The sequence below is a fragment of the Pelosinus fermentans DSM 17108 genome (genome assembly GCF_000271485.2).
In the GTDB taxonomy this organism is placed as follows: domain Bacteria; phylum Bacillota; class Negativicutes; order DSM-13327; family DSM-13327; genus Pelosinus; species Pelosinus fermentans.
The window spans coordinates 2073695-2096445 of sequence record NZ_AKVN02000001.1; the positions used below are offsets into that span (position 1 = coordinate 2073695).

Here is a 22751-nt window from a genome sequence, read left to right on the forward strand (position 1 = left end):
ATCTTTTTATTGGAACATTGATGATAAGATATAATACCTTTATTGTAACATGTTTGAAAAATACAAACTATTTGTATTTTCACTTAAATATGAAAAAAAGTAAATAAGGCATATACAGTAAAATCCTGTAGGGTTATATCCTACACTACTGTAGGATATAACCCTACAGGATGATGGCAGATTAAATTGTTATTAATTTATATTGAATTGCATAATTCACTAAATCAGATTTCTTATGGATATTTAATTTATTCATGATACGTGAACGATAGGTGTCAATGGTTTTGGGACTAAGAGAAAGAGTATTGGCAATTTCGCTGTTCGTGTGTCCAAGAGCCAGAAAGCGAAGCACTTCACGCTCACGTACACTGAGCACTTTATATGGATGCTGCAGATCATACGTATCAGAGTCGGTATAAAGTAAATTATTCAATAAGGATTGGGAGAGTTTTTCACTTAAATAACGTTTACCTTTATGGATCTTAATAATACTTTCGATTAATTCTGTATCTGCTGACTTTTTTAAGACATAGCTATTGGCTCCGGAACGCATGACTTCCTTAATATATTCTTCATCATCGTACATACTTAAAACCAGAATCGGACATGTTAGTCCTCGGGAGCGAATTTCTTTAATACAATCAATACCATTCATATCTGGCATTGACAAGTCAAGTATTAGAACATCAGGAGCAAGAGATTTGACCAAGGAGATCGCTTCAATGCCATTTTCTGCTTCTCCTACTACTTCAAATTGAGGATCACTATTGAGCAGAGACTTTAATCCTGAACGTAAAACAGCGTGATCATCAGCTAAAATAATACGGATCTTATTTATAATGACACCCCCTATTTTAAAGTATAGAAGTTCTTGCTTATACTGTAACATATAAAAAAAAACACGTAAACCTAATTACATGATTGATTGATCAAAGGGTAACTGGTTAAGGCGATTGCAGGCAAAAGTATGTTGCTTGGAGGAACGCTAATAGCATATTGCATACAATCCGGTTATAAGTGTTATTGTCCGCGGAGAGTAAACATGTTAATATGATAATAGATGAGCAGGTGAGTATATTCAGGAGTTTTAAGTTACATGCATCTTGAAGGAGATGAAATTTTAAATGAATATTTTTGATGTAATTGGTCCAGTCATGATTGGTCCTTCCAGCTCCCATACAGCTGGCGCAGTGCGTTTAGGAAATTTAGCATTAGCAATTTTAGGCGAAGGCGTGAAAGAGGCAGTGATTGGCTTGCATGGTTCTTTTGCCCAAACGTATCGAGGGCATGGTACCGATTTGGCTCTGTCAGCAGGTCTGCAGGGATGGGCAACGGATGATAGCCGTATTCCTAAATCTTTCGATTCAGCAAAAGAGGCAGAAATTGAGATCTCTTTTACCACTATTAACCTAGGTGATCTGTCTCATCCTAATTCTGTTCGGTTCTGGATGACGGGTGTGAATGGAAATAAGTGCACAGTAACGGGGGCCTCGATTGGTGGGGGTCGTGTTGTGGTTACGAATATAGATGATTTTCCTGTAGAATTTAGTGGTGACTTCCCAGCCATTTTGACAATGCACCGCGATCGTCCTGGTGCCATTGCCTTAGTTACAAGTATTTTATCTACACAAGGTGTGAATGTTGCGCAGATGAAGGTATTTCGTAAACAAAAAGGTGGTTTAGCGGCTATGATTGTTGAGACTGATCAACCAATTGATGATGCAGCATTTGAGGTCATTGGAAAGTTGCCTCATATACAATCAGTGCGCCGTATTCAGTTAGTATAAGATGGTAAAGTGATGAGGTGAAAAAGTATGGAAGAAAAGTTATCTTTGCAAGAATGGATTGATCTAGCAGAAACAGAAAATAAAAGTTTTGGTGATTTTTGTATAGAATTCCAAGCAAAAGAGTTAGAGATGGACAAAAGAGTCTTACTAGAGCGTATGGAGGAAATGTTACATGTAATGGAGCAGTCGGTTGTGATTGGCCTTACAGGTATTACTTCTATGGGGGGACTGGTTGGTGGTAATGGAAAAAAAATAGAGACTTACAGGGCCGAGTCCGCTGCTAAGAGTGTTGTAGGCAGTGTGATGTCTAAAGCCATAATGATTGCTTTGGCTGTAGGAGAAGCGAATGCGTCCATGGGGCGTATTGTGGCTGCTCCTACGGCAGGCGCCAGTGGTACTTTGCCGGCTGTTTTATTTTCCTTGTCCGAAGCTCGTGGTTCTTCCATGGACGAGCTTGGGAAAGCTTTGATAGTAGCAGGTGCTATTGGCATGGTGATTGCCTCCAGAGCTTCTTTGTCGGGCGCGGCTGGTGGCTGTCAGGCTGAGTGCGGCTCAGCTGCCGCTATGGCAGCTGGTGCAGCTGTAGAACTATACGGAGGCAGTCCTGAGCAAGTAGGGCAAGCAGTCGCGATTACCTTAAAAAATATGTTGGGATTAGTTTGTGATCCGGTAGCCGGATTAGTGGAGGTACCTTGTGTAAAACGTAATGCAGGGGCCGCTGCTCAAGCGATGGTAGCTGCTGAAATGGCATTAGCTGGAATTTGCAGTGTCATACCTGTTGATGAAGTAATTGATGCTATGGCTGCAGTTGGGAATGCAATGTCTTGTACCTTGAAAGAAACCGCTCAAGGCGGGCTGGCTGTATCACCTACAGGAATTCTTCTAGCCAATAAGCTATTTGCCAAAGTGGAATCATAGTACATACAATCTATATATGCTGCGGATGTTGTAATTTTGAAATCTATATAAAAGTAATTTTTTAATCTGAATTTACAGGAGTTTTTTTCTTCACAACGAAAATAATAAGATATTAAAGTCAAAAATTAAAGGAGAATGAATATGAAGGCTGTAGTTAATACTGATTTTGCTCCCCAAGCGATTGGACCTTATTCTCAGGCAATTAAGGCCAATGGATTTTTATTTGTTTCGGGACAGATACCTTTAGATCCGATGACAGGACAGATTGTTTATGGTGGAATTGAATCACAAACTTATCAGGTACTAAACAATCTTAAGGCAATTTTAGAAAAAGAAGGACTGCGCTTTGAACATGTAGTAAAAACAAGTGTATTTTTAAAAGATATGGAAGATTTTGCTGCCATGAATAAAGTTTACGCAGAGTATTTTAAAACGGAGCCACCAGCTCGAGCTTGCGTGCAAGTTGCTAGATTGCCCCGTGATGTAAGTGTGGAAATTGAAGTAATTGCCGTCTACGAAAAGTAAAAAATACAGTCTCAAACCTTTCGGTTTTGAGGCTGTATTTTTTAAAATTTGTATATTTAGTAGATTGAGAAATGATCTAAATGTTATACTATAAGTGATAATCATTTTCTTTTCTTTTGCTTTTTAGGTTCCGGAGGTTGTGATTTTTGTTTTAAACCGCACCACACAAAAAAGATACTGCCAATAATGATTATGACAAGGCTGGTTAACTGAGCAGATTTTAAGCCTAGAAGCAGTGCTGTGCTATAGTCACCTCGCAAAAATTCTAAGAAAAAACGAGCGATAGAGTATAAAATGGCATAGAGAATAAACACTTGACCTTTAGCATGGTTGGTAGTGCGAAAGAGTAGTAATAGGACGAAAATGATGATGTCAATTTGTCCTTCCCAAATTTCAGCTGGCCAAAGAGGCTTATCTCCATAGACTTGATAAGCCAAGGTTGTTGCAGGATAGATAATACCAAAAGGACCACCCGTAGGATGCCCAAAAGCATCGCCATTTAATAAATTTGCCATGCGCCCAATGGATTGCCCCATGATAATGGCTGGTGCTACAATATCAGCAAAGGCCCAGGTATCAATGTGATGACGTTTCGTATAAATATATCCAGCAAGGAAACCGAAAAGGATGCCGCCTTGTATCGCCATTCCACCTTGCCAAACAAAAGGGATTTCTAATAGATGATGCTGGTAATAATCCCAATCAAAGAAAAAGACATCCCATAAGCGGGCACCCACAATTCCAGATAAACCGCCATAAATTCCTATATCCACAACATGTTCATGCCAGCGGCCATCTTGTTTTGCTAAAAAATATGCTGTGCCTGTTGCAAGAATAATGCTTAAACTAAGTATTAAGCCATAGGCCCGAATTGGGAAGTCGCCGATAAAAAAAAGATATTGGTGCATAAAGTCCTCCTAATGTGGTTCTATTTTGTACATTCAACTTGTGTCTATAGTATAACAAAATTTGGTTATTAAACACATCATAAAATAATATTAATGAGATGAGGCAGATGCGATGAGAAAAAAACTGTTTATTACGTTGCTGGTACTTTTAGTCTTTGCAGGAGTTTGGTATGTTGGGTTCTCCGAGAAAGAGCCAACACCACAACCACAGGCACCAGATGAAAAGATTGATGTAAAAGTGGGAAAGAATTCACCATCTTTTACTCTTGACAGCTTGGCAGGCAATCAAGTTACTGTTGGGAAAACCGGCAGGATTACTGTCATAAATTTCTGGGCTACCTGGTGTCCGCCTTGTTTAGAAGAAATGCCTGAATTAGAGAAGTTTGCTAAGAAAAATCAGCAAAAGGTGCAATTTTATGCTGTTAATTTGCAAGAATCTCAAGAAAATGTAAGGGGTTTTATGAATAAGCATAATTATACCATGCCCGTCCTATTAGATAAAGACGGCATGGTTGCTAAACAATTTCAAATTACTGCAATCCCCACTACGATCATAGTGGATAAAAACGGTATTATAAAACATCGGCAATCTGGGGCGATGACCATGAATCAGCTAGATGGCATCATAAACAGTTTGTAGGGGATGACATGGATTATAATGAAGTTACTTTAGTAACAGCTTTTATTGCTGGTACCATTTCTTTTTTATCTCCTTGCGTACTACCTTTACTGCCTACGTATATGGCATTTCTGACAGGAGCAGAATCCGGGAAATTGCAGGATGATAATCTTGTTAACACATGGCCGTTTTTGCTGCGCATAAGTTGTTTTCTAAGTGGACTTAGCCTGGTATTTATAATGATGGGTGCTACGGCGTCTTATTTTGGACAGCTGTTTCTGGATTATCAAGACGCGATTCGCCAAATCGGTGCAATCTTCATGGTGATTATGGGAATTCATTTATTAGGAATTGTAAAGTTAGAATGGTTAGAACGGGAATATCGCCCGTTATTACAACATACCTTTCAGGGGCCGATTGGCGCATTTATTTTGGGGGTGGCTTTTACGGCAGGCTGGACTCCCTGCACGGGTCCAATTCTAGCTTCTATTTTAGTATATGCAAGTACCACCATCACCCTTAGTCAGGGGGCCTTCTTGCTGTTTGTCTATTCATTAGGATTTTCAGTACCTTTTTTATTAATGGCTTTGTTCTTTAAAAACTATTTTTTCCGGATCAAAGTCGTTATGAAATGGCTGCCGTATTTACAGGGACTATCAGGTGTAATGCTTATTATCATTGGTATAATGCTTTACTTCAATCTAATTCAAAGGGTACTGGGCATCTTTTTAGGATTTGAAGGATTTCAATCGTAAAAACTAAGCACTAGAGCATTTATTTATGTGGAAGGAATATTTACAAGAAGGTAGAAAAGATACACATAGATAGCGTGGGATTGAACAAAGGAAACGGAGTTATTATTCTAGGAGGTGGTTTGGTGAAAAATAGTATTTTAATCGTTGATGATCTGACTTTCAATCGAAAGCAAATTAAAGCAGTATTAAAAGATATGCAGCAGATTGAATTCTATGATGCGGAAGATGGATTTCAAGCGATTAAAGAAGTTGAAGATAATGATATTGATTTGATCATATTAGATTTAATGATGCCAGGAAAAGATGGATTTGATGTACTTAGAGAATTAAAAGCTGATGATAAATATAAAGATATTCCAATTATTGTCTATTCAGGAATGGATAATATAGATAGCGTAAATCAAGCATTAGAATTAGGTGCTTATGATTATTTTTCCAAACCCCTGACATTGGAGCAAATCCAATTTGTCGTTCCGGTAAAAGTTAAAAATGCACTGGACAGTTATGTTCAGCGCAAAGCGTTACTGCGTATGCATGAAAAGATGAAGTTAGAATTAATGCTGGCAAATGTTTTGCAGCAAACATTAATAGCAACCTCAAAAAAAGGGCCACTGGCTGATATGTATGGTAAGTATCTTTCTTGTGATGAAATTGGTGGAAACTTTTATGAGTGTGTACAATATGAAGAAAGTATCTGGTTTATTATGGCTGATGTATCAAGCCATGGGGTAGCGGCAGCCATGATTGCCTCGATGATTAAAGTGGATTTTACGAATTCGATTAAGTACTTATCTTGTCCAGCAGAAGTTTTGCGTCATATGAATGCTACTTTCTATTCTATGATGCAAGGGGATTATTCTTTTACTGCTGTTGTGGGCAAAAGGCAAGGCAATGTTCTTGCATTTGCTAATGCTGGCCATAGCCATCCTATGGTTTATACACATGAAACAAATCACGTACATGTACTCTATTCAAAGGATAAGCCTGTCGGCCTTGTGGAGAAGGCAGAATATAATTCCCATAAGATTAAAATTAGTACAGAAGATATTATTTTTCTTTATACAGATGGATTATTTAATACCCGGGAACAATATGATATGGAAATGAATTATCAGGATTTAAGCGGTTGTTTTATGAACTATAAGCATATCATTCAAGAGAACCCGGAAGAGTTCTTTAATGTCGTGTTACGGTTATTTGCAGGAATTACGGATGAAAAAGTAATTGATGATGTTTCCTTGATGTTGATTAAAATCCATTAGCTTGTGGATGAGTTGTGTTTTAGAATTACCAGACACAAGTAATAAAGTGAATTGTAAAAATAACTTAGCATTTTGTTAAGTTATTTTTATTTATAAAAAAGTTATCGGAAAAAACTGAAAAATACGGCAATGGAAAAGGAATTTACCAAAAAATAGCGAATACAGTATTTGACTTAATAAAACGTTTAAAAAAGTATTGTGATCATCCATAGAGAGACGATTTATTTTCCTTAAGAGATATACAGCGTATTCTCGTTCTTTGCTTGTAACCATATAGATCTGTTTTACGAGAACACAATCTATTCATTAGGAGGGGTTAGTCATAAATATTCTTCAATTTAAGGATAGATTTCACAAAGAATATGGAAGTAGTAGCAATCAGTCAAAGCATTGCTTTTTCTCACCTGGCAGAGTGAACTTAATTGGTGAGCATATTGATTATAATGGTGGTTATGTATTTCCAGCAGCCTTATCGTTAGGGATTTATGGTGCACTACGTTTTCGTTCAGACAACCTAATTCAGCTGAAATCCACAAATACATCGCTGGAGGTCTCTGTTGATCTAAAAAAGCCCATTGCATTTAATGAAGAAGACCGTTGGGCTAATTATCCTAAAGGCGTAATTAAGCAATTACTGGATGATGGATATTCGCTAAAAGGGTGTGATATTCTGGTTTCAGGTAACCTTCCTGATGGAGCAGGTCTTTCTTCTTCTGCAGCTCTCCTAGTGCTAATAGCCTTTATGCTACGTTATGCTGGCGGAGAAACCACTATAGATAAGGTTGAATTGGCGAAGTTCTGCCAACAGGTAGAAAATCGATTTATGGGAGTTAATTGTGGAATTATGGATCAATTTTCAGTGGCGATGGGAAAGCAAGACCATGCTATATTACTGGATTGTGATACTCTACAATATAAATATACCCCTTTTGTATTAGGAGAATATAGTTTAGTTATTATGAATACCAATAAGAAACGAGAATTAGCAGATTCAAAATATAATCAACGCCGAAGCGAATGCGAAACAGTTTTAGGGATTATACGAGAGCATCGTCAAGTGGTGAGTCTTTGTCAAGTATCTTTTGAGGATGTAGAAAAATATGTGAAAGATGATGTATTGCAGCGTAGGGCGCGTCATGTCATTTCGGAAAACCGTCGAGTCTTATTAGCCGTTGAACTTCTAAGCCAAGGGGATATTATAGGTTTTGCGAATCTTATGACTCAGTCTCATATATCTTTAAAGAATGATTATGAAGTAACAGGTTTAGAATTAGATACAATCGTTGAATGTGCTCTTAAGAGGGCTGGGTGTATTGGTGCACGTATGACAGGAGCTGGATTTGGCGGTTGTGCTATTGCATTGGTTGCAACTGATCAATTAGAAGCATTCACAGTGACAGTAAATCAGGAATATGAACAAAAGACAGGTTTGAAACCGGACTTTTATGTGGCAAGAATTTCAGATGGTGTAAAAGCCATTGCCTGCTCTGGGTAAGATTGGATATTGATAGTGACTACGCAAAGGATTTCTCAATATTCCTAATTGTGAAAAAATATTGCCGGTGATAAGAGCAGGAAGTTGCATAAATGTTAAATCAGGGGAGTGTTGGCAATAAACTGAAATGATTTAAACATTGTGCTACACTCTTGGATCATAAGAATTTTAATGGTGTGCGCCACTAAAGGGTAGGGGATAGAGTGGAAAATATTATAGCAAATAGTTTTAAATTAGGAAGCAGTAATGATGCATTAACGTTGAATGTGATTCGACGCCAGGGACCCATATCCAGGGTGGAAATTTCCAAAATGACAGGTTTAACTCCGCCGACGGTTACTAATATTACAACAAAGTTACTAGAATTGGGTTTGATAGCGGAAGATCGAATTGGGGAGTCCAGTGGTGGGCGTCGTCCATTATTATTAAAAATTAATAGTCTTTTGGCTACTGTTATTATTGTATATATTCGCTCTGAAAAAATGATTGGATATGTGATAAACCCTGAGTTTCAATGTCAATTAGAAGACAGTAGAAATATAAAAGGCAAAAAAGAAGATGAAATTTTAAGGATGTTGCTGGATATTATTAGCGATTGTCGTAAAAGAGCTGTTGTTCCTGTGCTTGCCGTAGGAGTTGTGGTTCGCGGTCCAGTGAGAAGAAAAGATGGAATTGCTGTATTTGTGCCTAATATTGGCTGGCGGAACACACCTTTAAAAGGGATTATAGAGGAACATATTGGCTTACCTGCTTTTATTGAAAATGATGTGAAAGCATTAAGCAATGGTGAATATTATTATGGATCAGTAAAAGATGCCGAAAGTATGATTTTATTAAAAGTTAGTCATGGTATTGGCGGCGGTATTATCTTTAATGGCAGTCTTTATCGCGGTGTCAATGATAGTGCCGGTGAAGTGGGTCATACGACAATTGACGTTGCGGGTCCTATATGCAGTTGTGGGAATTACGGGTGTTTAGAAGCTTTAGCTTCAGAGAATGCGTTAGTCGATGCAGTAGCGAAAGCGATTAAGGAAGGGCAAAGCTCTATTATTTACGACATGGTAAAGGGCGAGTTGAAAGATTTGGCTCCCGAGGTTATTTATAAGGCCGCAGATGCTGGTGATGAGTTAGCGATTCGTATGTTAGGACAGGTAGCAAGATATTTGGGCATTGGCATTGCAAATCTTGTTAATACTTTTAATCCTGAAATTCTTATAATTGGCGGAGGTATAGTGAGAGGACGTCAATATATTGAAGATATAGTTAGACAAACCGTTGAAGATCGATCTTTTGAAAGTTCTAGCAATGTTTTAGAAATTAGTTTTTTAACTACGACAACAGAAAATACACTAAAAGGTGCAGCTGATATTGTATTTGCTGAAATCACAGAATCAATATGGCTGGGTCAGCGGTAATTTCTAATGGTGGCACTATTATAAGACCAAGAGTACGTATTCTGGGTTTTATAATCTGTAATATCCACACTAAATTATTGGAGGAGGGTTAAACTATGAAAAAAAACTGGAAGGGACTTATGATGGCAACGCTCTTAGCTGGGGCATTGGTAGCTGGATGTTCGAGCTCAACGCCACCTGCAGCAGATGCAGACAAAGGTGGTAAAAATTTAATTGGTGTCGCAATCTATAAATTTGATGACACATTTATGAGTGGTGTACGAAGTGCCATTTCCAAGGCTGCTGAAGGTAAGGCCCAATTGGAAATCGTTGACAGTCAGAACTCCCAGCCAACTCAGAACGATAAAGTTGATTTATTTATTAACAAAAAAGCAAAAGCTCTTGCCATTAATCCAGTTGATCGCAATGCGGCAGGTGTAATTATTGATAAAGCAAAAGCTGCGAATATTCCTGTAGTATTCTTAAACCGTGAACCTTTGCCAGAAGATATGAAAAAGTGGGATAAGGTATATTATGTGGGAGCCAAGGCTGAGCAATCCGGAATTATGGAAGGTCAATTAGTAGTAGACTACTTTAAAGCTCATCCTACCAAAGATGGGGTTATCCGTTATGTTATGTTAAAAGGTGAGCCAGGTCATCAAGATGCTGAAATGCGTACTAAATTTGCTATTAAAGCAATTGAAGATGCAGGTTTAAAAGTTGAAAAAGTAGCTGAAGATACTGCCATGTGGGATCGTGTAAAAGGTCAAGAAAAAATGGCGGCATTCTTAGCAGCGCATGGGGACAAAATTGATGTTGTGCTTGCAAATAATGATGATATGGCTTTAGGCGCTATCGAAGCATTAAAAGCTAAAGGGTATTTTAAAGATGGTAAATTCATGCCTGTAGTTGGTGTTGATGCTACTGCTCCTGCATTAAAGGCTTTGGAAGAAGGTACACTTTATGGTACCGTTTTAAATGATGCTAATAATCAGGGAAAAGCTACTTTTAATCTTACTGATGTATTGGCTCAAGGTCAGACTCCTAGTAAGGAAAACACCGGGTATACGATTACAGATGGCAAGTATGTCTGGATTGATTATAAAAAGATTACGAAAGAAAACATGAACGAAGCTAAGTAAATTTCTTTTTTGGGATCAAACTTTTTAAAATGGCAAGGGTTAATGCATCTCGGATCGTACCCTTGCCATTTTGATTACTAAGGGATAGTAAAATGCCTTTGAGAGAAAGAGAGGCGCTCAATAATGACAGAACTTGAATTTTTACTTGAAATGAATAACATCTCTAAAGAATTTCCGGGTGTTAAAGCTCTTGACGATGTAACGCTTAAGGTTAGGCCTGGTACTGTACACGCTCTCATGGGAGAAAACGGTGCAGGAAAATCAACGTTAATGAAATGCCTTTTTGGAATTTATAAACAAGATGCTGGTGAAATTATCTTAAACCAGCAAAAGCTAGAAATACATAATTCTAAAGATGCATTGAATTATGGTATATCCATGATTCATCAGGAATTGCATCCTGTTCCTCATCGAGATGTGATGGAAAATGTATGGTTAGGACGTTTTCCTATGACTGGTTTTGGTCCTTTTCAATTTGTAGACCATAAAAAAATGTATGCTGATACTACTGCTTTATTTCAACAATTGGAAATTGATATTGATCCTAATGCGCTGGTTAAAACTCTATCAGTATCGAAAGTGCAGTCTATTGAAATTGCTAAAGCTGTATCCTTTAATGCGAAAATCATCGTGATGGATGAACCAACATCTTCGTTGACTGGCAATGAGGTGGAACAGTTATTTAAGATTATACGTGACTTACGAAAAAGAGGAGTTTCGATCATTTATATATCTCATAAAATGGAAGAAATTCTCCAAATATCAGATGACGTTACAATTATGCGGGATGGTAAATATATTGGTACCTGGAATGCTTCGGAGCTGACTACTGACTTAATTATTTCTAAGATGGTTGGACGTGATCTTACCCAGCGCTTTCCAGAGCGCAGTAATGTACCTGGTGAAGTGGTGCTGCGGGTAGAAAATCTTACGTCACCTAATCCCCGGTCCTTTAAAAAAATTACCTTTGATCTGCGAAAAGGCGAAGTACTTGGAATCAGCGGACTTGTAGGTGCCCAACGTACGGAGCTGGTAGAAGCAATTTTTGGATTGCGTACTATAGCAGAAGGCAAATTTATTTTGAATGGAAAAGAGGTTAAAATTAAGTCGCCGGCAGATGCCAAGAAATATAAAATTGCTTTACTTACGGAAGAACGACGTGTTACAGGAATCTTTCCGGTTTTATCGATCGTGGAAAATACAGCGATTGCTGATCTGAATGCGTATCAAACTTCGTATTTCTTTCTAAACGAGAAAAAGATGAAAGAAGATACAGCAAAGAGTATTGAGAAACTTAGAATAAAAACACCTTCGATCAAGGAGCTGATAAAGAATCTGTCCGGGGGGAATCAGCAAAAAGTTTTAATCGGACGATGGTTGCTTACTGATCCGGATATATTGCTGCTTGATGAGCCAACCCGTGGTATTGACGTTGGTGCAAAATTTGAAATTTACACGATTATTACAGAGCTTGCCAAGCAAGGGAAAAGTATCATCATGATATCTTCTGAAATGCCTGAAATCTTAGGGATGTCGGATCGAATCATGGTAATGTGTGAGGGACGACTTACGGGCATATTGGATCAAAAGAATGCTACTGAGCGAGAAATCATGCGCCATGCAACCTTATATTTGGCGTGAAAAAGGAGGTTAAAAAATGAACTTTGATACGAAAAAATTGAATGAATTCTTTTTGCAATATGCAATCTATGGTGTCCTAATCGTTCTTATCATAGCAATTGCCATCTATAATTCAAATTTTTTATCAATTAATACCCTGCGTGATATTTTAATGCAGTCTTCCACTCGGGTAATTATTGCTCTCGGTGCTGGCTTTGTATTGATAACAGCAGGCGTTGATCTTTCTGCCGGACGTGTTGTAGGTTTGGCTGCTGTATTATCCGGTTCTATGCTGCAAATCGCAGATTACTCGCGACGGTTTTTTCCAAACCTGCCTGATTTGCCAATCTGGATCCCGATTCTCGTGGCTGTTATTGGTGGTCTGATTGTAGGTATACTCAATGGATGGATTGTGGCTAAATTTAGTGTACCACCGTTTATTGCAACATTGGGTACTTACGTTATGGTTTATGGCGTAAATTCGATTTACTTTGATATGAAGCCTAATGAATCACAGCCAATTGGTGGTCTACGGCCTGACTTTACAATCATCGGCTCGGGATCAATTGGTACTGGTCCCTATTCGATTCCCTATATAGTACTGATAGCCCTGATCGTATCGTTTGTAGTTTGGGTAATCTTTAACAAAACAAAGCTAGGTAAAAATATGTATGCTATTGGCGGTAATATCAATGCTGCCAAAGTTTCAGGAATTAATGTTGGTCTTAATTTGATTATGATCTATGCAATTGCCGGGGCGCTTTATGGCTTTGCTGGTGTATTGGAGGCTGCAAGAACAGGTGGCGCGACTAACAATTATGGTAACATGTATGAATTAGATGCCATTGCTGCTTGTGTCGTAGGTGGTGTTTCTACAACTGGCGGTATTGGCACAGTGCCAGGTATACTGGTAGGAGTTGTGATTTTTACTGTTATTAACTATGGTTTAACCTTTGTTGGAATGAACCCTTATTGGCAGCTTATTATAAAAGGTCTCATTATTGTCTCGGCGGTTGCAGTAGATATTCGAAAATATATTTCCAAAACCTAAGAAAAACGCTCCGCGTCCTTTTAAGAGAAGACCTTTTGAACGCGAAGACACGAAGGATAGGAGAACACGAAGTAATTTATAAACGTTTGCCATGAAAAAACAAAGTGACTACCGATTGGCAGCCACTTTGTTTTTTATTGATTGTATGTATTACAGTTTATATCAAAAGGGATTAAAGGAAAAAAGGCTGGAAGTAGAATTAACATAAAGAACTTTCTGCTTTCGTTTTTTTGTTATTGGTGTGTGTCTAGCGTAGTTATACAACAACTCAGTTGTTATTTCAGGATAGAGTGTACCATCTGGTCTTTGGATTTGATCTTCTGCCATCCATTTTTTTATATCTGATATGGTAAATTGGGTAGGTAACATTTCAGCATCAACTGCTAATTTCATATCCTCAATCAGAGATGCTTCACACAATACAAGAGACTCTGCTTTTTTGTCCTGGTTTGATTCCATAATATGAATTCTCCTTTCTAGTAAGGGTTCTTTTATTAATAAATGATACGAATACTGCCATCCTTATATATTTCTATATCATTATAGCTATCGAATATTCTTTTTGCTGCATCGCTGCTTACGGTGCTAAGTTCAATGTTGCCATAGATAATCTCATGATAATGATTGAAAGTTCCTAGGTTGTTAATTGCCATATAACAGTAGGCGTTATTTCGATAGCCTGTAGGTGCTAGCTTCACGCCATGTTTTTGTAGCCATTCGACGGTTGCCTCGTGATTTGGAAGGTTTTTGGTTAGATGGGCAATAGCATGGCGATCTGTACCGACATGTCCTGCTTTAAAATGATCCAGACAATCTTGGCAAATACCTTTAGCTCCCACAAAAGCAACTGCTACAGGTTTATCCTCATAGCAATAAAAACAGGTACCATTATTATGACGATGCCATTTATAAATATCTTCATATGTTTTTTTCCTGCGAAAGGTCATGAGTTCAATTCTCCTATGTATTTTATAGTATAAACCCCAATGGTGCAGGTGCAATGTTCTCGATAATATTCACAAGTCTAGGGATGATGCTGTACTAGTATACCTGTTTATCTTCATCTTGTATACATGAGTTTTTGTAAGGAAGCAGCCTGTCTGCCTATTCATGAGTATCGTCTAGCTGATAGCCATTCTAAAAAAATATAGGGTAGGAGATGAGGTATGCAGGATACTTCTGTCTCATTTGCGAATAGTACAAGAAATGATGATATGAATCCTCATTATATCCATTCAAACTTCTTCTTTCATTATTCTACATTGTTATTTGAAGATAGTAAACATACTAACTAAGATTTTGCAGGTATGATTGTAAAGAAGCAGAAAGCCACTTTTAAGGAGGAAATTAGTTTTGTTAATACCATGGGAAATTGTAGCCGAGGATAGCGAAGAGGCACGTAACCTTGTAGAAAAATTATTGGAGGCTGCGGCTAGCGATCCTCTCATTTTGAGTGAAATCATGCGGGGGGTATTGCACGAAGATCCCTGTATTCAGATGCAAGCTGCATCTATGGTAGAAAAGGTGACACGTGTTCGTCCTTTATTTTTGACACCTTATAGAAGAGTATTACTCAATGAATTCTCGAGGATCAATCAGCCTGGAGTACGCAGGCAAGTTGCAGTGCTCTATGGGCGCATGATGTGGGATGAATGGGAAATGAAGCAAGTGGTTGTTTTGCTTAGCCAATGGATTGAGACACAAGAAGATGAAGATACTGCTAAGAACTCCATCGAGTCTCTTCATAAACTGGCTATGCAAAAGGAATGGATTCTTCCTATATTTAGGGAGTGCCTGGTAAAGACTACAGAACATGGTAATCCTGGCATTAGCAGTTTAGCAAATGAATTTCTTCATCGCATGTAGCGGCTTCTATTTCTAGCAGTAGATGGAAGTCTTAAAGCGGTTTAGTTCTTAGATAAAAAAATTGACTATTGGAAAGTTTTATGTTAGAGTAGAACCAAAAATTAGTATCGTGTGGCTGATCAGGAGACTGAAGGCAAAGAAAATGGATTATTTTCTTTGCCTTCAGTCTTTTTCAAATAGAAAGATTTGATTCAAGCAGTATTTTTCTTGTATTTGCATCTTAGATTTGCTGGTGGGTCATAAAACTTTTAACAATGGTTAGGAAGAGGAGGATACGTGATGAGTTACTTTTTGCAGAAAGAAGCGCCAAAGCGGGAACAACGCTTAAATGCATGCATTGCCAGCGGTGGGACCTTGTCGGATATGACGAATCGGAAAATGAGATGTTGTGTACCAGATGGAGAGAGGACATTTACCCAAAATAATATCTGCTTACTGCTGCCAGCCTTAGGGATGATGAACAGCATACCGAATAGTGTTGTGCTGATGCATGGAGCGGTGGGGTGTGGATCTTCTTCTCATGGTGGAAATATAGGGGTTCGAGCTGGAAATAATCACCGCTGGGGTGTGATTAAAGATGGTACATGGCTTTCGACGGCTTTAAATGAGAGCGATGTAATCTGTGGGGGCGAAGAGAAATTAGAAGCTGCCATTCGTGAAATTGATGAACATTATAAGCCCATGATTATCTTTGTTGTAGCCGGGATTGAAGCGGTTATTACTACTGAAAATCAACGCTATTATAAACTGCTTGAACCCCTTACTGATTGCTACAATGATATGGATTTGCAGCGATATGCAGCTGTAGTGGGAGACTCTAATTATGCAACGGCCATTACTGCCTTTCTTGAAAATGATTTCGGATGGCTCCCACAAGTAATCATCATTACGGATACATTAATGGAGGAGCAACAAGAGCGCATCGTAAATCGATTATCGAGTCTGAAATCAGGACGTATACCTAAAATTATTTTCAAAGGTGATTCAACAGATATTGCAAAAAGTATTAAAGAACATTGGGAAGGCAGCCAAACGCGATATGGAAAATATGTAAATGCATTATCACCTGCATTTGTTGTTGGCAGCTCATTAGATCGGCCATTGGCACAAGAGTTAGGTGCTGCTCATTTAAGTATCAGTTTTCCTGTATCCAATAGAGCCGTAATTGACCGAGGTTATACTGGCTACCAGGGCGGTTTGCGGCTGATTGAGGATCTGATTAGTGCCATTATCGTAAATCGTTAAAAGAGAAATGTTAATACGGATAAATTTGTGTTTAAATGACAATTCTTTTTCTCCAGCTGTACTCGTAGCTCATAGTGCTGATTAGGTGAAACCTAAAGGCAAAGAAGTTTCCTTTCAGGAACGTTCTTTGCCTTTTTTATTTTATGTAATATAACAAAATCGCACTTAAAATTAGGAGGGATCTGTATGCCGAAATACCTTAAAAAGGAACCTAATTCTACCGAATCTCAGCCAATTCAAGTATTAGAAATTATTAATTATTTTTTACACACTGCTTATAGTGGATTTTTGATCGTATCAGTACAAGATGGATATGTTGTTAAAATGGAGAAAACAGAAAGATTTACGATTACAGCCAAGAGCCGTCAGGGAAGTTACGTGAAAATTGAGAAGCCTAAAGAGAAACATCCTCTTTGCGTACGAATATTAACAGAGCTGCAAGATATTCGTTATGGTCAGCTGATCATTCGTTTAGATAATGGGCAAGTGGATCATTTGGAGAAAACAGAAAAAAGACGCATTCATGAATTTGAAGGAGTTGATGGAGCGGGCATATGAAGAAGGCTTGCTGGATAGACATGAGAACTGCTTTAGGAGGTTGGGATTAAAATGTCTAATTATAAAAAAGTAACATCGAATATAATTGTTAAATTACAGATTATTGTTGGTGTAGAGCATGTATTATCAGGAGCGGCAATTTTGGATCATTATGCTTATGATGCGGGTACAAGGAAAGATATCTTACGTTACCCTGAACTCGTGGTTCTGCCAGGAAGCTCCCAAGAAGTGGCTGAAATAATGAAATTAGCGAATAAACATTTAATACCAGTTACGCCTAGAGGAGGAGGAAGCGGTCTTGCGGGAGGTGCTGTGGCGTTAAAGGGGGGCATCCTCCTTGATTTAGTTCGTATGAATCGCATTATCCATGTAGATATTGCAGCAAAATATATGATCGTGGAAGCTGCTGTGCGGACTTTAGATATTCAAAATGAAGCGAAAAGACATGGTCTATTATATGCTGGAGATCCTTGCAGCAGCGACGATTGTGTAATTGCAGGAAATGTTGCTACTAATGCTGGAGGAAATAAAGCGGTTAAGTATGGCGTGACCGCTGATCAAATCTACGAGTTGGAGATCGTGACTCCGCAAGGGAAAATTCTTACTCTGGGAGGGCGGTTGAAAAAGAACTCTACTGGATACAGCTTAATTAAACTGATTGCCGGATCAGAAGGAACGCTAGGTATTATTACCAAAATTACACTTAAATTACAAAAGCTTGCCCCTTTATTGCCAAACTTCTTAGCGATATTCCCAAATCTAGCTGCAGCTGTTACTTTGGTGGAAGCATTACTAGCAGAAAAAAATGCGTTGGATACGACTTCTCTTGAATTGATGGATCGGCATACTGTGATAGCGATTGAAAACTATCAAAAGACAAAAATCTTTTATGGTGACATTGGAGATGTTTTGCTAATTCAGTTAGAGGCCCAAAACCAAGAAGATGTAAGATTCAAAGAACTATACTTAAAAGAACTTTGCAGTTTACACAATTGTCTGGATATCAGGTCAATAGAAGGGGAAGCTATCTGGCGAGGGCGCAGACAGTGGGGGAAGGCACTTGAAGTAGATGAGCCTATAGGAGCATCAGAAGATCTAGTTGTACCAGTAGATCTTATTACCCCGTTTATTCAAAACTTAGAATCATTAGCCACTTCTTTCCAATTTGACTTTCGGATAGCAGGGCATGCTGGTGATGGCAATCTGCATTTGCGTATTTTGCCTGGGACAGTGCCGATAGAGGAATGGGAGAATAAGCTTAAGGAATTCAGAGAGGTGTTGTACGCTGTTACCTATTCTCTTGGTGGGCGATTATCAGGAGAACATGGAATCGGTTTTAAACGCAAGTATTTTTTGCGTTCAGTAATACAACCAGATGAGCTTGAACTTATGAAGAATTTAAAGAAGGCCTTTGATCCTAATTTCATACTAAATCCAGGAAAAATATTTGATATTGATGCTAGTTAAATAAACAGTAAAAGTAAATGAGGTGATACAATGAAAAATCCTTGCTTTAGCAATATTCCTCTTCATATTTTAGAACAGACACAAAAACACCCCTGCTATTCTGTAGAAGTGCATCAACAGTTTGCTGTGATGCATTTGCCAGTTGCACCGACGTGTAATATACAGTGCAATTATTGTAATCGCAGCTTTGACTGCATCAATGAAAACCGCCCTGGCGTAACCAGTGAAAGCTTGACTCCTGCTCTTGCCGTCGAAAACTTTCGTAGCGTAAAAGGTAAAATCGCAGAACTTGGCGTGGTAGGCATTGCAGGTCCGGGAGATGCCTTAGCGGATTGGCAGCAGACAAAAGAAACCATAGAACAAATTCAAAAGATCGATCCGGACATTGTATTTTGTTTATCTACAAATGGCTTATTATTAGCAAAATATGCACCAGAGATTATTCAGTTGGGAATTCATCATGTAACCGTTACCATAAATGCCGTCAATCCCCGGATCGGTGCGCAAATTTATAAATTTGTACTCTACGAAGGGCAGAAGTATGAAGGTTTAGAAGCAGCGCAGCTGCTTTATGAACAGCAGTTAGCAGGTATTGAGTATCTGGCTGCTCATGGCGTATTAATAAAAATCAATATTGTCATGTTAAAAGGAATTAACGATCAGCATATTCCAGATGTAGTAAAAAAAATGAAAGAGCTGGGGGCTTTCATTATTAACATTATTCCGCTTATTCCTGCTCCTGGAAGCAGCTTTGCAGAAAATCTTCAAGTAAGTGAACAAGAAATTAACGAAATGAGAAAACGTTGCCAATTAGGGCGGCGGCAGGTGCGAGATTGCGGACAGTGCAGAGTTGATAAGGTAGGGTAATTTGAAATGACTAATTAGTAAACTTTGCAATCTAGTAGAAATTTTAAGGATGGTGAGTATTGATGTCGATTAATTTAAACATTTCTGAAGTTGCTATTCGGGAAAATCGCTTAGGATCGGTGACTGGATACCAGGGGTCTATCAAAGAACTTGCTGCTCAAGCATCGAGCTGCTCTTTAAAGAATAAGGAAAGATGCTTTAGCCAGTCCAGTGCTTGCAGCTCCGGTTGTGCTCAAGGGTATCTTTCGAGAATTGTAGATGCTGCTATTGTTGTTCATGCGCCAATCGGTTGTGCGGCAGATAGTGTTTACAGTAATACACAAAATAAATGGGGCGAAAAGGTTAGAAATTGGAAACATAGAAATATCAATGTGATTAATACGAATATGGTAGAGGAAGATACTGTATTCGGTGCTGTAGTCAAACTTAAAGAGGCTGTACGAGAAGCATATCGGCGGTTTAATCCCAAGGCGATTTTTGTGACAACTTCTTGTGTGTCAGGAATTATAGGGGAAGACATTACGAGTGTCCTTGATGAATTAGAAGAAGAAATTCCCATTCCCTTAGCACCTGTATTTTGTGAAGGATTTAAATCTAAGATATGGGCATCTGGTTTTGATGCGGCATTCCATGCAATATTGACGAAAATTGTAAAACCCCCTCAGCGAAAGACAAACAAAGTCAATATGATCAATTTTAGCGGCAGTGCCCGAAAACAAATTGTTGAAACTCTTGCACGGTTTGGCTTGGAGCCTGTGTTTGTGGCACCATACAGCACGGTGGAAGAACTATCAAAGATGTCTGAGTCTGCTGCAACCATCAGTATTTGTGGAACATTAGGCAGTTATATCGGCAATGGATTGGAAGAACATTATGGAGTTCCTTATGTAAAAACCTTACAGCCTCATGGAATCGTAGGAATGGACAGTTGGTTGCGGGGATTAGGTGCAGTAACTGGCAAGGAAGACGAAGTAGAGGCTTATATTCGGGAAGAAAAAGAGAAGATTGCTTCTGATCTAGTAGAAATCAGGGAAAAACTCCAGGGACATACAGCTGTTGTTGGAATGGGGCCTAGCTTTGGTCATAATTATATTAGAACCATTCAAGAACTTGGGATAAAAGTAATATGGGGGGCCACATGGCATTTTGATCCTCAGTATGATAATGGGAAAACTCCAGCGTCTACAGAACTATTGGCAAGTCAGGAAGTCGATATACCTGTTAGTGTGGGGGATCAGCAAAATTATGAATTACTTAATTTATTGAATCGATTGAAACCTGATTTATATGTAGCACGCCATGGCGGCTCTACCGTATGGGCGACGAAATTGGGAATACCTTCCGTAATGGTTGCTGACGAGTTTAGTGCTTTTGGTTACCAAGGACTCATTGATTTTGGTTATCGGCTCAGTGACGCTCTTACAAATCGCAGTCTTGCCAAAAATTTATCATCGCGAGTAAAAATGCCTTATACAGATTGGTGGATGGCACAAGATAGCTTTATATTCTTAGAAAATGAGGTGGTATAATGAGCCAGTATTCAGAACAAGTACGACATGTATGTTCTCTTGGTGCGCTGCAGTCTGTGCTGGCTATTGACAGAGCTGTTCCCATACTTCATGCAGGACCTGGCTGCGGGCAAAAACTCTGGGGAGCTTTAGGATTTCAAAATGGATGCCAAGGATCTGGTTATGTTGGCGGGCATTCAGTGCCGTGTACCAATATTGGTGAGAAAGAAGTTATTTTTGGCGGTGATGATCGACTGAAAGAGATTGTTGGCAATTCTCTTAAGATCATTGATGCTGATTTATTTGTTATATTGACAGGTTGTACCTCCGATATTGTTGGCGATGATACAGGGGAAGTAGCTCGTCGGTTCCAAGAGCAAGGCAAACCCGTTATTTACGCCGAAACGGGCGGTTTTAAAGGAACAAATCTATTTGGGCATGAACTGGTAGTGGATGCTATTATTGACCAATACTTAAAACCCGCCAATACCGTGGAACCTGGTCTTATTAATATTTGGTCTGTTGTGCCTTATCAGGATCCTTTTTGGGTTGGCAATTTAAAAGAAATAGAAAGTCTAATTGCCCAGTTGGGGCTGACACCCAATGTTATCTTTGGACCAGGTCCAGAAAAAGGATTGGAAGCTCTTGGAAAAGTACCGAAAGCACAATTAAATGTATTGATTTCTCCCTGGGTCGGGCTAAAGAATGTTCAGCACTTGGAAGAAAAATTTAATACGCCATACTTGCATTATCCTGTATTACCCATAGGACCGACAGAGACGGCTAAATTTTTAAGAACCGTAGGACAAAATGCAGGAGTAGAAGAAAAAAGAATTGAAAAAGTGATCCAGAAGAATGAGGCGGAGTATTATTATTACATTGAACGATCAGCAGATGTTCTACTTGAGACTCGGCTGCTTCCTCGGCGTTTTATAACGATTGCAGATAGTTTTTATGCACTGGGAATTTCCAAATTCTTAATTAATGATTTAGGACTTCTTCCTGAAAAACAATATATAACCGATGGTGTTTCAGAAGAATATCAAGACAGTATAACTGCCCAGTTTAAAAATTTTGCAGACGGGATTACTGCAGATGTAGTTTTTAACAGCGATGGTGGTGCCATACATGAAGATATTCGAAAAATTAAGTTTCGCAGCAGACCGTTAATTTTAGGAAGTGCATGGGATCGAGTACTTTCTGATGAAGTAAATGGATATCAGTTATCTGTTTCTATGCCAGTAAGCGACCGTTTGGCTTTGAATCGTTCTTATGTTGGCTATCAAGGCGCACTGCGTTTAGTTGAAGATATCTATTCGATCGTTTTGTCAGATTTTCAGTAAGAAGACAGAATGAGTTTTTCTAGCTGTACTATGATAGGCTTCGTAGGTGGAAAAATATAAGAATTTATGAACCACAAAAGCACAATGCCGCTACTGCGGCACACAAAGGAGAACACAAAAAATAAATCGATCCCTTTGTGTACTTTGCATCTTTGTGGTTCAATTCGTTTTACGTGTTTTAATGGATGCAGTTTTTCTAGTAAAACTCTTGACAAGAAAATAAATTGCTGTATAATGAAATAAATGTTATATATTCTAGCTGATCAGAGAAGCTGAAGGCTAAAGTATTTTGCTGCTAGCAAAATACTTTAGCCTTTTTTATTTTTTAAAATTGATATTAGCTAGATAATAAGGAAATTTAGTCTATAATGAAGTTGACTGATCGGCAGACCATGCCGAAGGCAAAGAAAATTCTTTCTGT

General features: G+C 38.6%; 22 protein-coding genes. 18 read left to right on the forward strand and 4 right to left on the reverse strand.

What is annotated here, in order from left to right:
* Positions 1–181 precede the first annotated feature (181 nt).
* Positions 182–889 (reverse strand): response regulator transcription factor, encoded by a 708-nt coding sequence (locus tag FR7_RS09290; RefSeq protein WP_007936362.1) that lies wholly within the window; start codon positions 887–889, stop codon positions 182–184.
* 235 nt (positions 890–1124) lie between these two features.
* Between FR7_RS09290 and sdaAB the strand changes: the two genes are divergently transcribed.
* The 3 genes from sdaAB (at position 1125) to FR7_RS09305 (ending at position 3230) form a co-directional block, all read left to right on the forward strand.
* On the forward strand, positions 1125–1787 hold the full coding sequence (sdaAB, locus tag FR7_RS09295; protein WP_007936364.1) for an L-serine ammonia-lyase, iron-sulfur-dependent subunit beta: 663 nt from the start codon (positions 1125–1127) through the stop codon (positions 1785–1787).
* A gap of 27 nt (positions 1788–1814) precedes the next feature.
* Positions 1815–2705 (forward strand): L-serine ammonia-lyase, iron-sulfur-dependent, subunit alpha, encoded by an 891-nt coding sequence (sdaAA, locus tag FR7_RS09300; RefSeq protein ID WP_007936366.1) that lies wholly within the window; start codon positions 1815–1817, stop codon positions 2703–2705.
* Positions 2706–2846: 141 nt separating this feature from the next.
* Positions 2847–3230: a RidA family protein gene (locus tag FR7_RS09305; RefSeq protein WP_007936368.1), complete on the forward strand. Its 384-nt coding sequence runs from the start codon at positions 2847–2849 to the stop codon at positions 3228–3230.
* Positions 3231–3331: 101 nt separating this feature from the next.
* Here FR7_RS09305 and lgt read toward each other — a convergent pair whose 3' ends face one another.
* Positions 3332–4138: a prolipoprotein diacylglyceryl transferase gene (gene lgt, locus FR7_RS09310; RefSeq protein ID WP_007936371.1), complete on the reverse strand. Its 807-nt coding sequence runs from the start codon at positions 4136–4138 to the stop codon at positions 3332–3334.
* A gap of 112 nt (positions 4139–4250) precedes the next feature.
* Between lgt and FR7_RS09315 the strand changes: the two genes are divergently transcribed.
* The 8 genes from FR7_RS09315 (at position 4251) to mglC (ending at position 13476) form a co-directional block, all read left to right on the forward strand.
* Positions 4251–4778 carry a TlpA family protein disulfide reductase gene (locus FR7_RS09315; protein ID WP_007936373.1) on the forward strand — a complete coding sequence of 176 codons (528 nt, stop codon included), beginning with the start codon at positions 4251–4253 and terminating at the stop codon, positions 4776–4778.
* Between the two features lie 8 nt (positions 4779–4786).
* The gene (locus FR7_RS09320) at positions 4787–5512 is read left to right on the forward strand and encodes a cytochrome c biogenesis CcdA family protein (protein ID WP_007936374.1); all 726 of its coding nucleotides are present in this window, start codon (positions 4787–4789) and stop codon (positions 5510–5512) included.
* A 122-nt stretch (positions 5513–5634) separates the two neighbouring features.
* Positions 5635–6774: a PP2C family protein-serine/threonine phosphatase gene (locus tag FR7_RS09325; RefSeq protein WP_007936376.1), complete on the forward strand. Its 1140-nt coding sequence runs from the start codon at positions 5635–5637 to the stop codon at positions 6772–6774.
* Positions 6775–7102: 328 nt separating this feature from the next.
* Positions 7103–8269, forward strand: coding sequence for a galactokinase (locus FR7_RS09330; RefSeq protein WP_237714884.1), 1167 nt, complete (start codon positions 7103–7105; stop codon positions 8267–8269).
* A gap of 203 nt (positions 8270–8472) precedes the next feature.
* Positions 8473–9684 (forward strand): ROK family protein, encoded by a 1212-nt coding sequence (locus tag FR7_RS09335; protein ID WP_007936380.1) that lies wholly within the window; start codon positions 8473–8475, stop codon positions 9682–9684.
* Positions 9685–9779: 95 nt separating this feature from the next.
* On the forward strand, positions 9780–10805 hold the full coding sequence (locus FR7_RS09340; RefSeq protein WP_007936382.1) for a galactose ABC transporter substrate-binding protein: 1026 nt from the start codon (positions 9780–9782) through the stop codon (positions 10803–10805).
* A 123-nt stretch (positions 10806–10928) separates the two neighbouring features.
* Positions 10929–12446, forward strand: coding sequence for a sugar ABC transporter ATP-binding protein (locus FR7_RS09345; protein ID WP_007936393.1), 1518 nt, complete (start codon positions 10929–10931; stop codon positions 12444–12446).
* A 16-nt stretch (positions 12447–12462) separates the two neighbouring features.
* Positions 12463–13476, forward strand: a complete 1014-nt coding sequence (gene mglC / locus FR7_RS09350; RefSeq protein WP_007936394.1) for a galactose/methyl galactoside ABC transporter permease MglC — start codon at positions 12463–12465, stop codon at positions 13474–13476.
* A gap of 162 nt (positions 13477–13638) precedes the next feature.
* Here the strand turns inward: mglC and FR7_RS09355 are convergent, their stop codons facing one another.
* The gene (locus tag FR7_RS09355) at positions 13639–13935 is read right to left on the reverse strand and encodes a hypothetical protein (protein ID WP_007936395.1); all 297 of its coding nucleotides are present in this window, start codon (positions 13933–13935) and stop codon (positions 13639–13641) included.
* Positions 13936–13970: 35 nt separating this feature from the next.
* Positions 13971–14423: a hypothetical protein gene (locus FR7_RS09360; RefSeq protein WP_007936396.1), complete on the reverse strand. Its 453-nt coding sequence runs from the start codon at positions 14421–14423 to the stop codon at positions 13971–13973.
* Between the two features lie 406 nt (positions 14424–14829).
* Here FR7_RS09360 and FR7_RS09365 point away from each other — a divergent pair, with 406 nt between their 5' ends.
* From FR7_RS09365 to FR7_RS09395, 7 genes are all read left to right on the forward strand, one after another.
* A complete protein-coding gene (locus tag FR7_RS09365) occupies positions 14830–15342 on the forward strand; it encodes a hypothetical protein (RefSeq protein ID WP_007936398.1) in 513 nt (170 codons plus the stop codon).
* A gap of 279 nt (positions 15343–15621) precedes the next feature.
* A complete protein-coding gene (locus FR7_RS09370; RefSeq protein WP_007951251.1) occupies positions 15622–16587 on the forward strand; it encodes a nitrogenase component 1 in 966 nt (321 codons plus the stop codon).
* Between the two features lie 186 nt (positions 16588–16773).
* Positions 16774–17145, forward strand: coding sequence for a DUF2292 domain-containing protein (locus FR7_RS09375; RefSeq protein ID WP_007936400.1), 372 nt, complete (start codon positions 16774–16776; stop codon positions 17143–17145).
* 51 nt (positions 17146–17196) lie between these two features.
* Positions 17197–18612: an FAD-binding oxidoreductase gene (locus FR7_RS09380; protein ID WP_007936401.1), complete on the forward strand. Its 1416-nt coding sequence runs from the start codon at positions 17197–17199 to the stop codon at positions 18610–18612.
* Between the two features lie 30 nt (positions 18613–18642).
* Positions 18643–19479, forward strand: coding sequence for a nitrogenase cofactor biosynthesis protein NifB (nifB, locus tag FR7_RS09385; RefSeq protein WP_007936410.1), 837 nt, complete (start codon positions 18643–18645; stop codon positions 19477–19479).
* Positions 19480–19541: 62 nt separating this feature from the next.
* Positions 19542–21008: a nitrogenase component 1 gene (locus tag FR7_RS09390; RefSeq protein ID WP_007936412.1), complete on the forward strand. Its 1467-nt coding sequence runs from the start codon at positions 19542–19544 to the stop codon at positions 21006–21008.
* The gene (locus FR7_RS09395; RefSeq protein ID WP_007936414.1) at positions 21008–22330 is read left to right on the forward strand and encodes a nitrogenase component 1; all 1323 of its coding nucleotides are present in this window, start codon (positions 21008–21010) and stop codon (positions 22328–22330) included. The genes FR7_RS09390 and FR7_RS09395 overlap by 1 nt, the downstream gene beginning before the upstream one ends.
* Positions 22331–22751: the final 421 nt, after the last annotated feature.

Bases quoted from the DNA above. Each gene is read 5' to 3' on its own strand.
- FR7_RS09290 (WP_007936362.1), bottom strand. From the start codon at position 889: ATGTTACAGTATAAGCAAGAACTTCTATACTTTAAAATAGGGGGTGTC.
- sdaAB (WP_007936364.1), top strand. From the start codon at position 1,125: ATGAATATTTTTGATGTAATTGGTCCAGTCATGATTGGTCCTTCCAGC.
- sdaAA (WP_007936366.1), top strand. From the start codon at position 1,815: ATGGAAGAAAAGTTATCTTTGCAAGAATGGATTGATCTAGCAGAAACA.
- FR7_RS09305 (WP_007936368.1), top strand. From the start codon at position 2,847: ATGAAGGCTGTAGTTAATACTGATTTTGCTCCCCAAGCGATTGGACCT.
- lgt (WP_007936371.1), bottom strand. From the start codon at position 4,138: ATGCACCAATATCTTTTTTTTATCGGCGACTTCCCAATTCGGGCCTAT.
- FR7_RS09315 (WP_007936373.1), top strand. From the start codon at position 4,251: ATGAGAAAAAAACTGTTTATTACGTTGCTGGTACTTTTAGTCTTTGCA.
- FR7_RS09320 (WP_007936374.1), top strand. From the start codon at position 4,787: ATGGATTATAATGAAGTTACTTTAGTAACAGCTTTTATTGCTGGTACC.
- FR7_RS09340 (WP_007936382.1), top strand. From the start codon at position 9,780: ATGAAAAAAAACTGGAAGGGACTTATGATGGCAACGCTCTTAGCTGGG.
- FR7_RS09345 (WP_007936393.1), top strand. From the start codon at position 10,929: ATGACAGAACTTGAATTTTTACTTGAAATGAATAACATCTCTAAAGAA.
- mglC (WP_007936394.1), top strand. From the start codon at position 12,463: ATGAACTTTGATACGAAAAAATTGAATGAATTCTTTTTGCAATATGCA.
- FR7_RS09355 (WP_007936395.1), bottom strand. From the start codon at position 13,935: ATGGAATCAAACCAGGACAAAAAAGCAGAGTCTCTTGTATTGTGTGAA.
- FR7_RS09360 (WP_007936396.1), bottom strand. From the start codon at position 14,423: ATGACCTTTCGCAGGAAAAAAACATATGAAGATATTTATAAATGGCAT.
- FR7_RS09370 (WP_007951251.1), top strand. From the start codon at position 15,622: ATGAGTTACTTTTTGCAGAAAGAAGCGCCAAAGCGGGAACAACGCTTA.
- FR7_RS09375 (WP_007936400.1), top strand. From the start codon at position 16,774: ATGCCGAAATACCTTAAAAAGGAACCTAATTCTACCGAATCTCAGCCA.
- FR7_RS09380 (WP_007936401.1), top strand. From the start codon at position 17,197: ATGTCTAATTATAAAAAAGTAACATCGAATATAATTGTTAAATTACAG.
- nifB (WP_007936410.1), top strand. From the start codon at position 18,643: ATGAAAAATCCTTGCTTTAGCAATATTCCTCTTCATATTTTAGAACAG.
- FR7_RS09390 (WP_007936412.1), top strand. From the start codon at position 19,542: ATGTCGATTAATTTAAACATTTCTGAAGTTGCTATTCGGGAAAATCGC.
- FR7_RS09395 (WP_007936414.1), top strand. From the start codon at position 21,008: ATGAGCCAGTATTCAGAACAAGTACGACATGTATGTTCTCTTGGTGCG.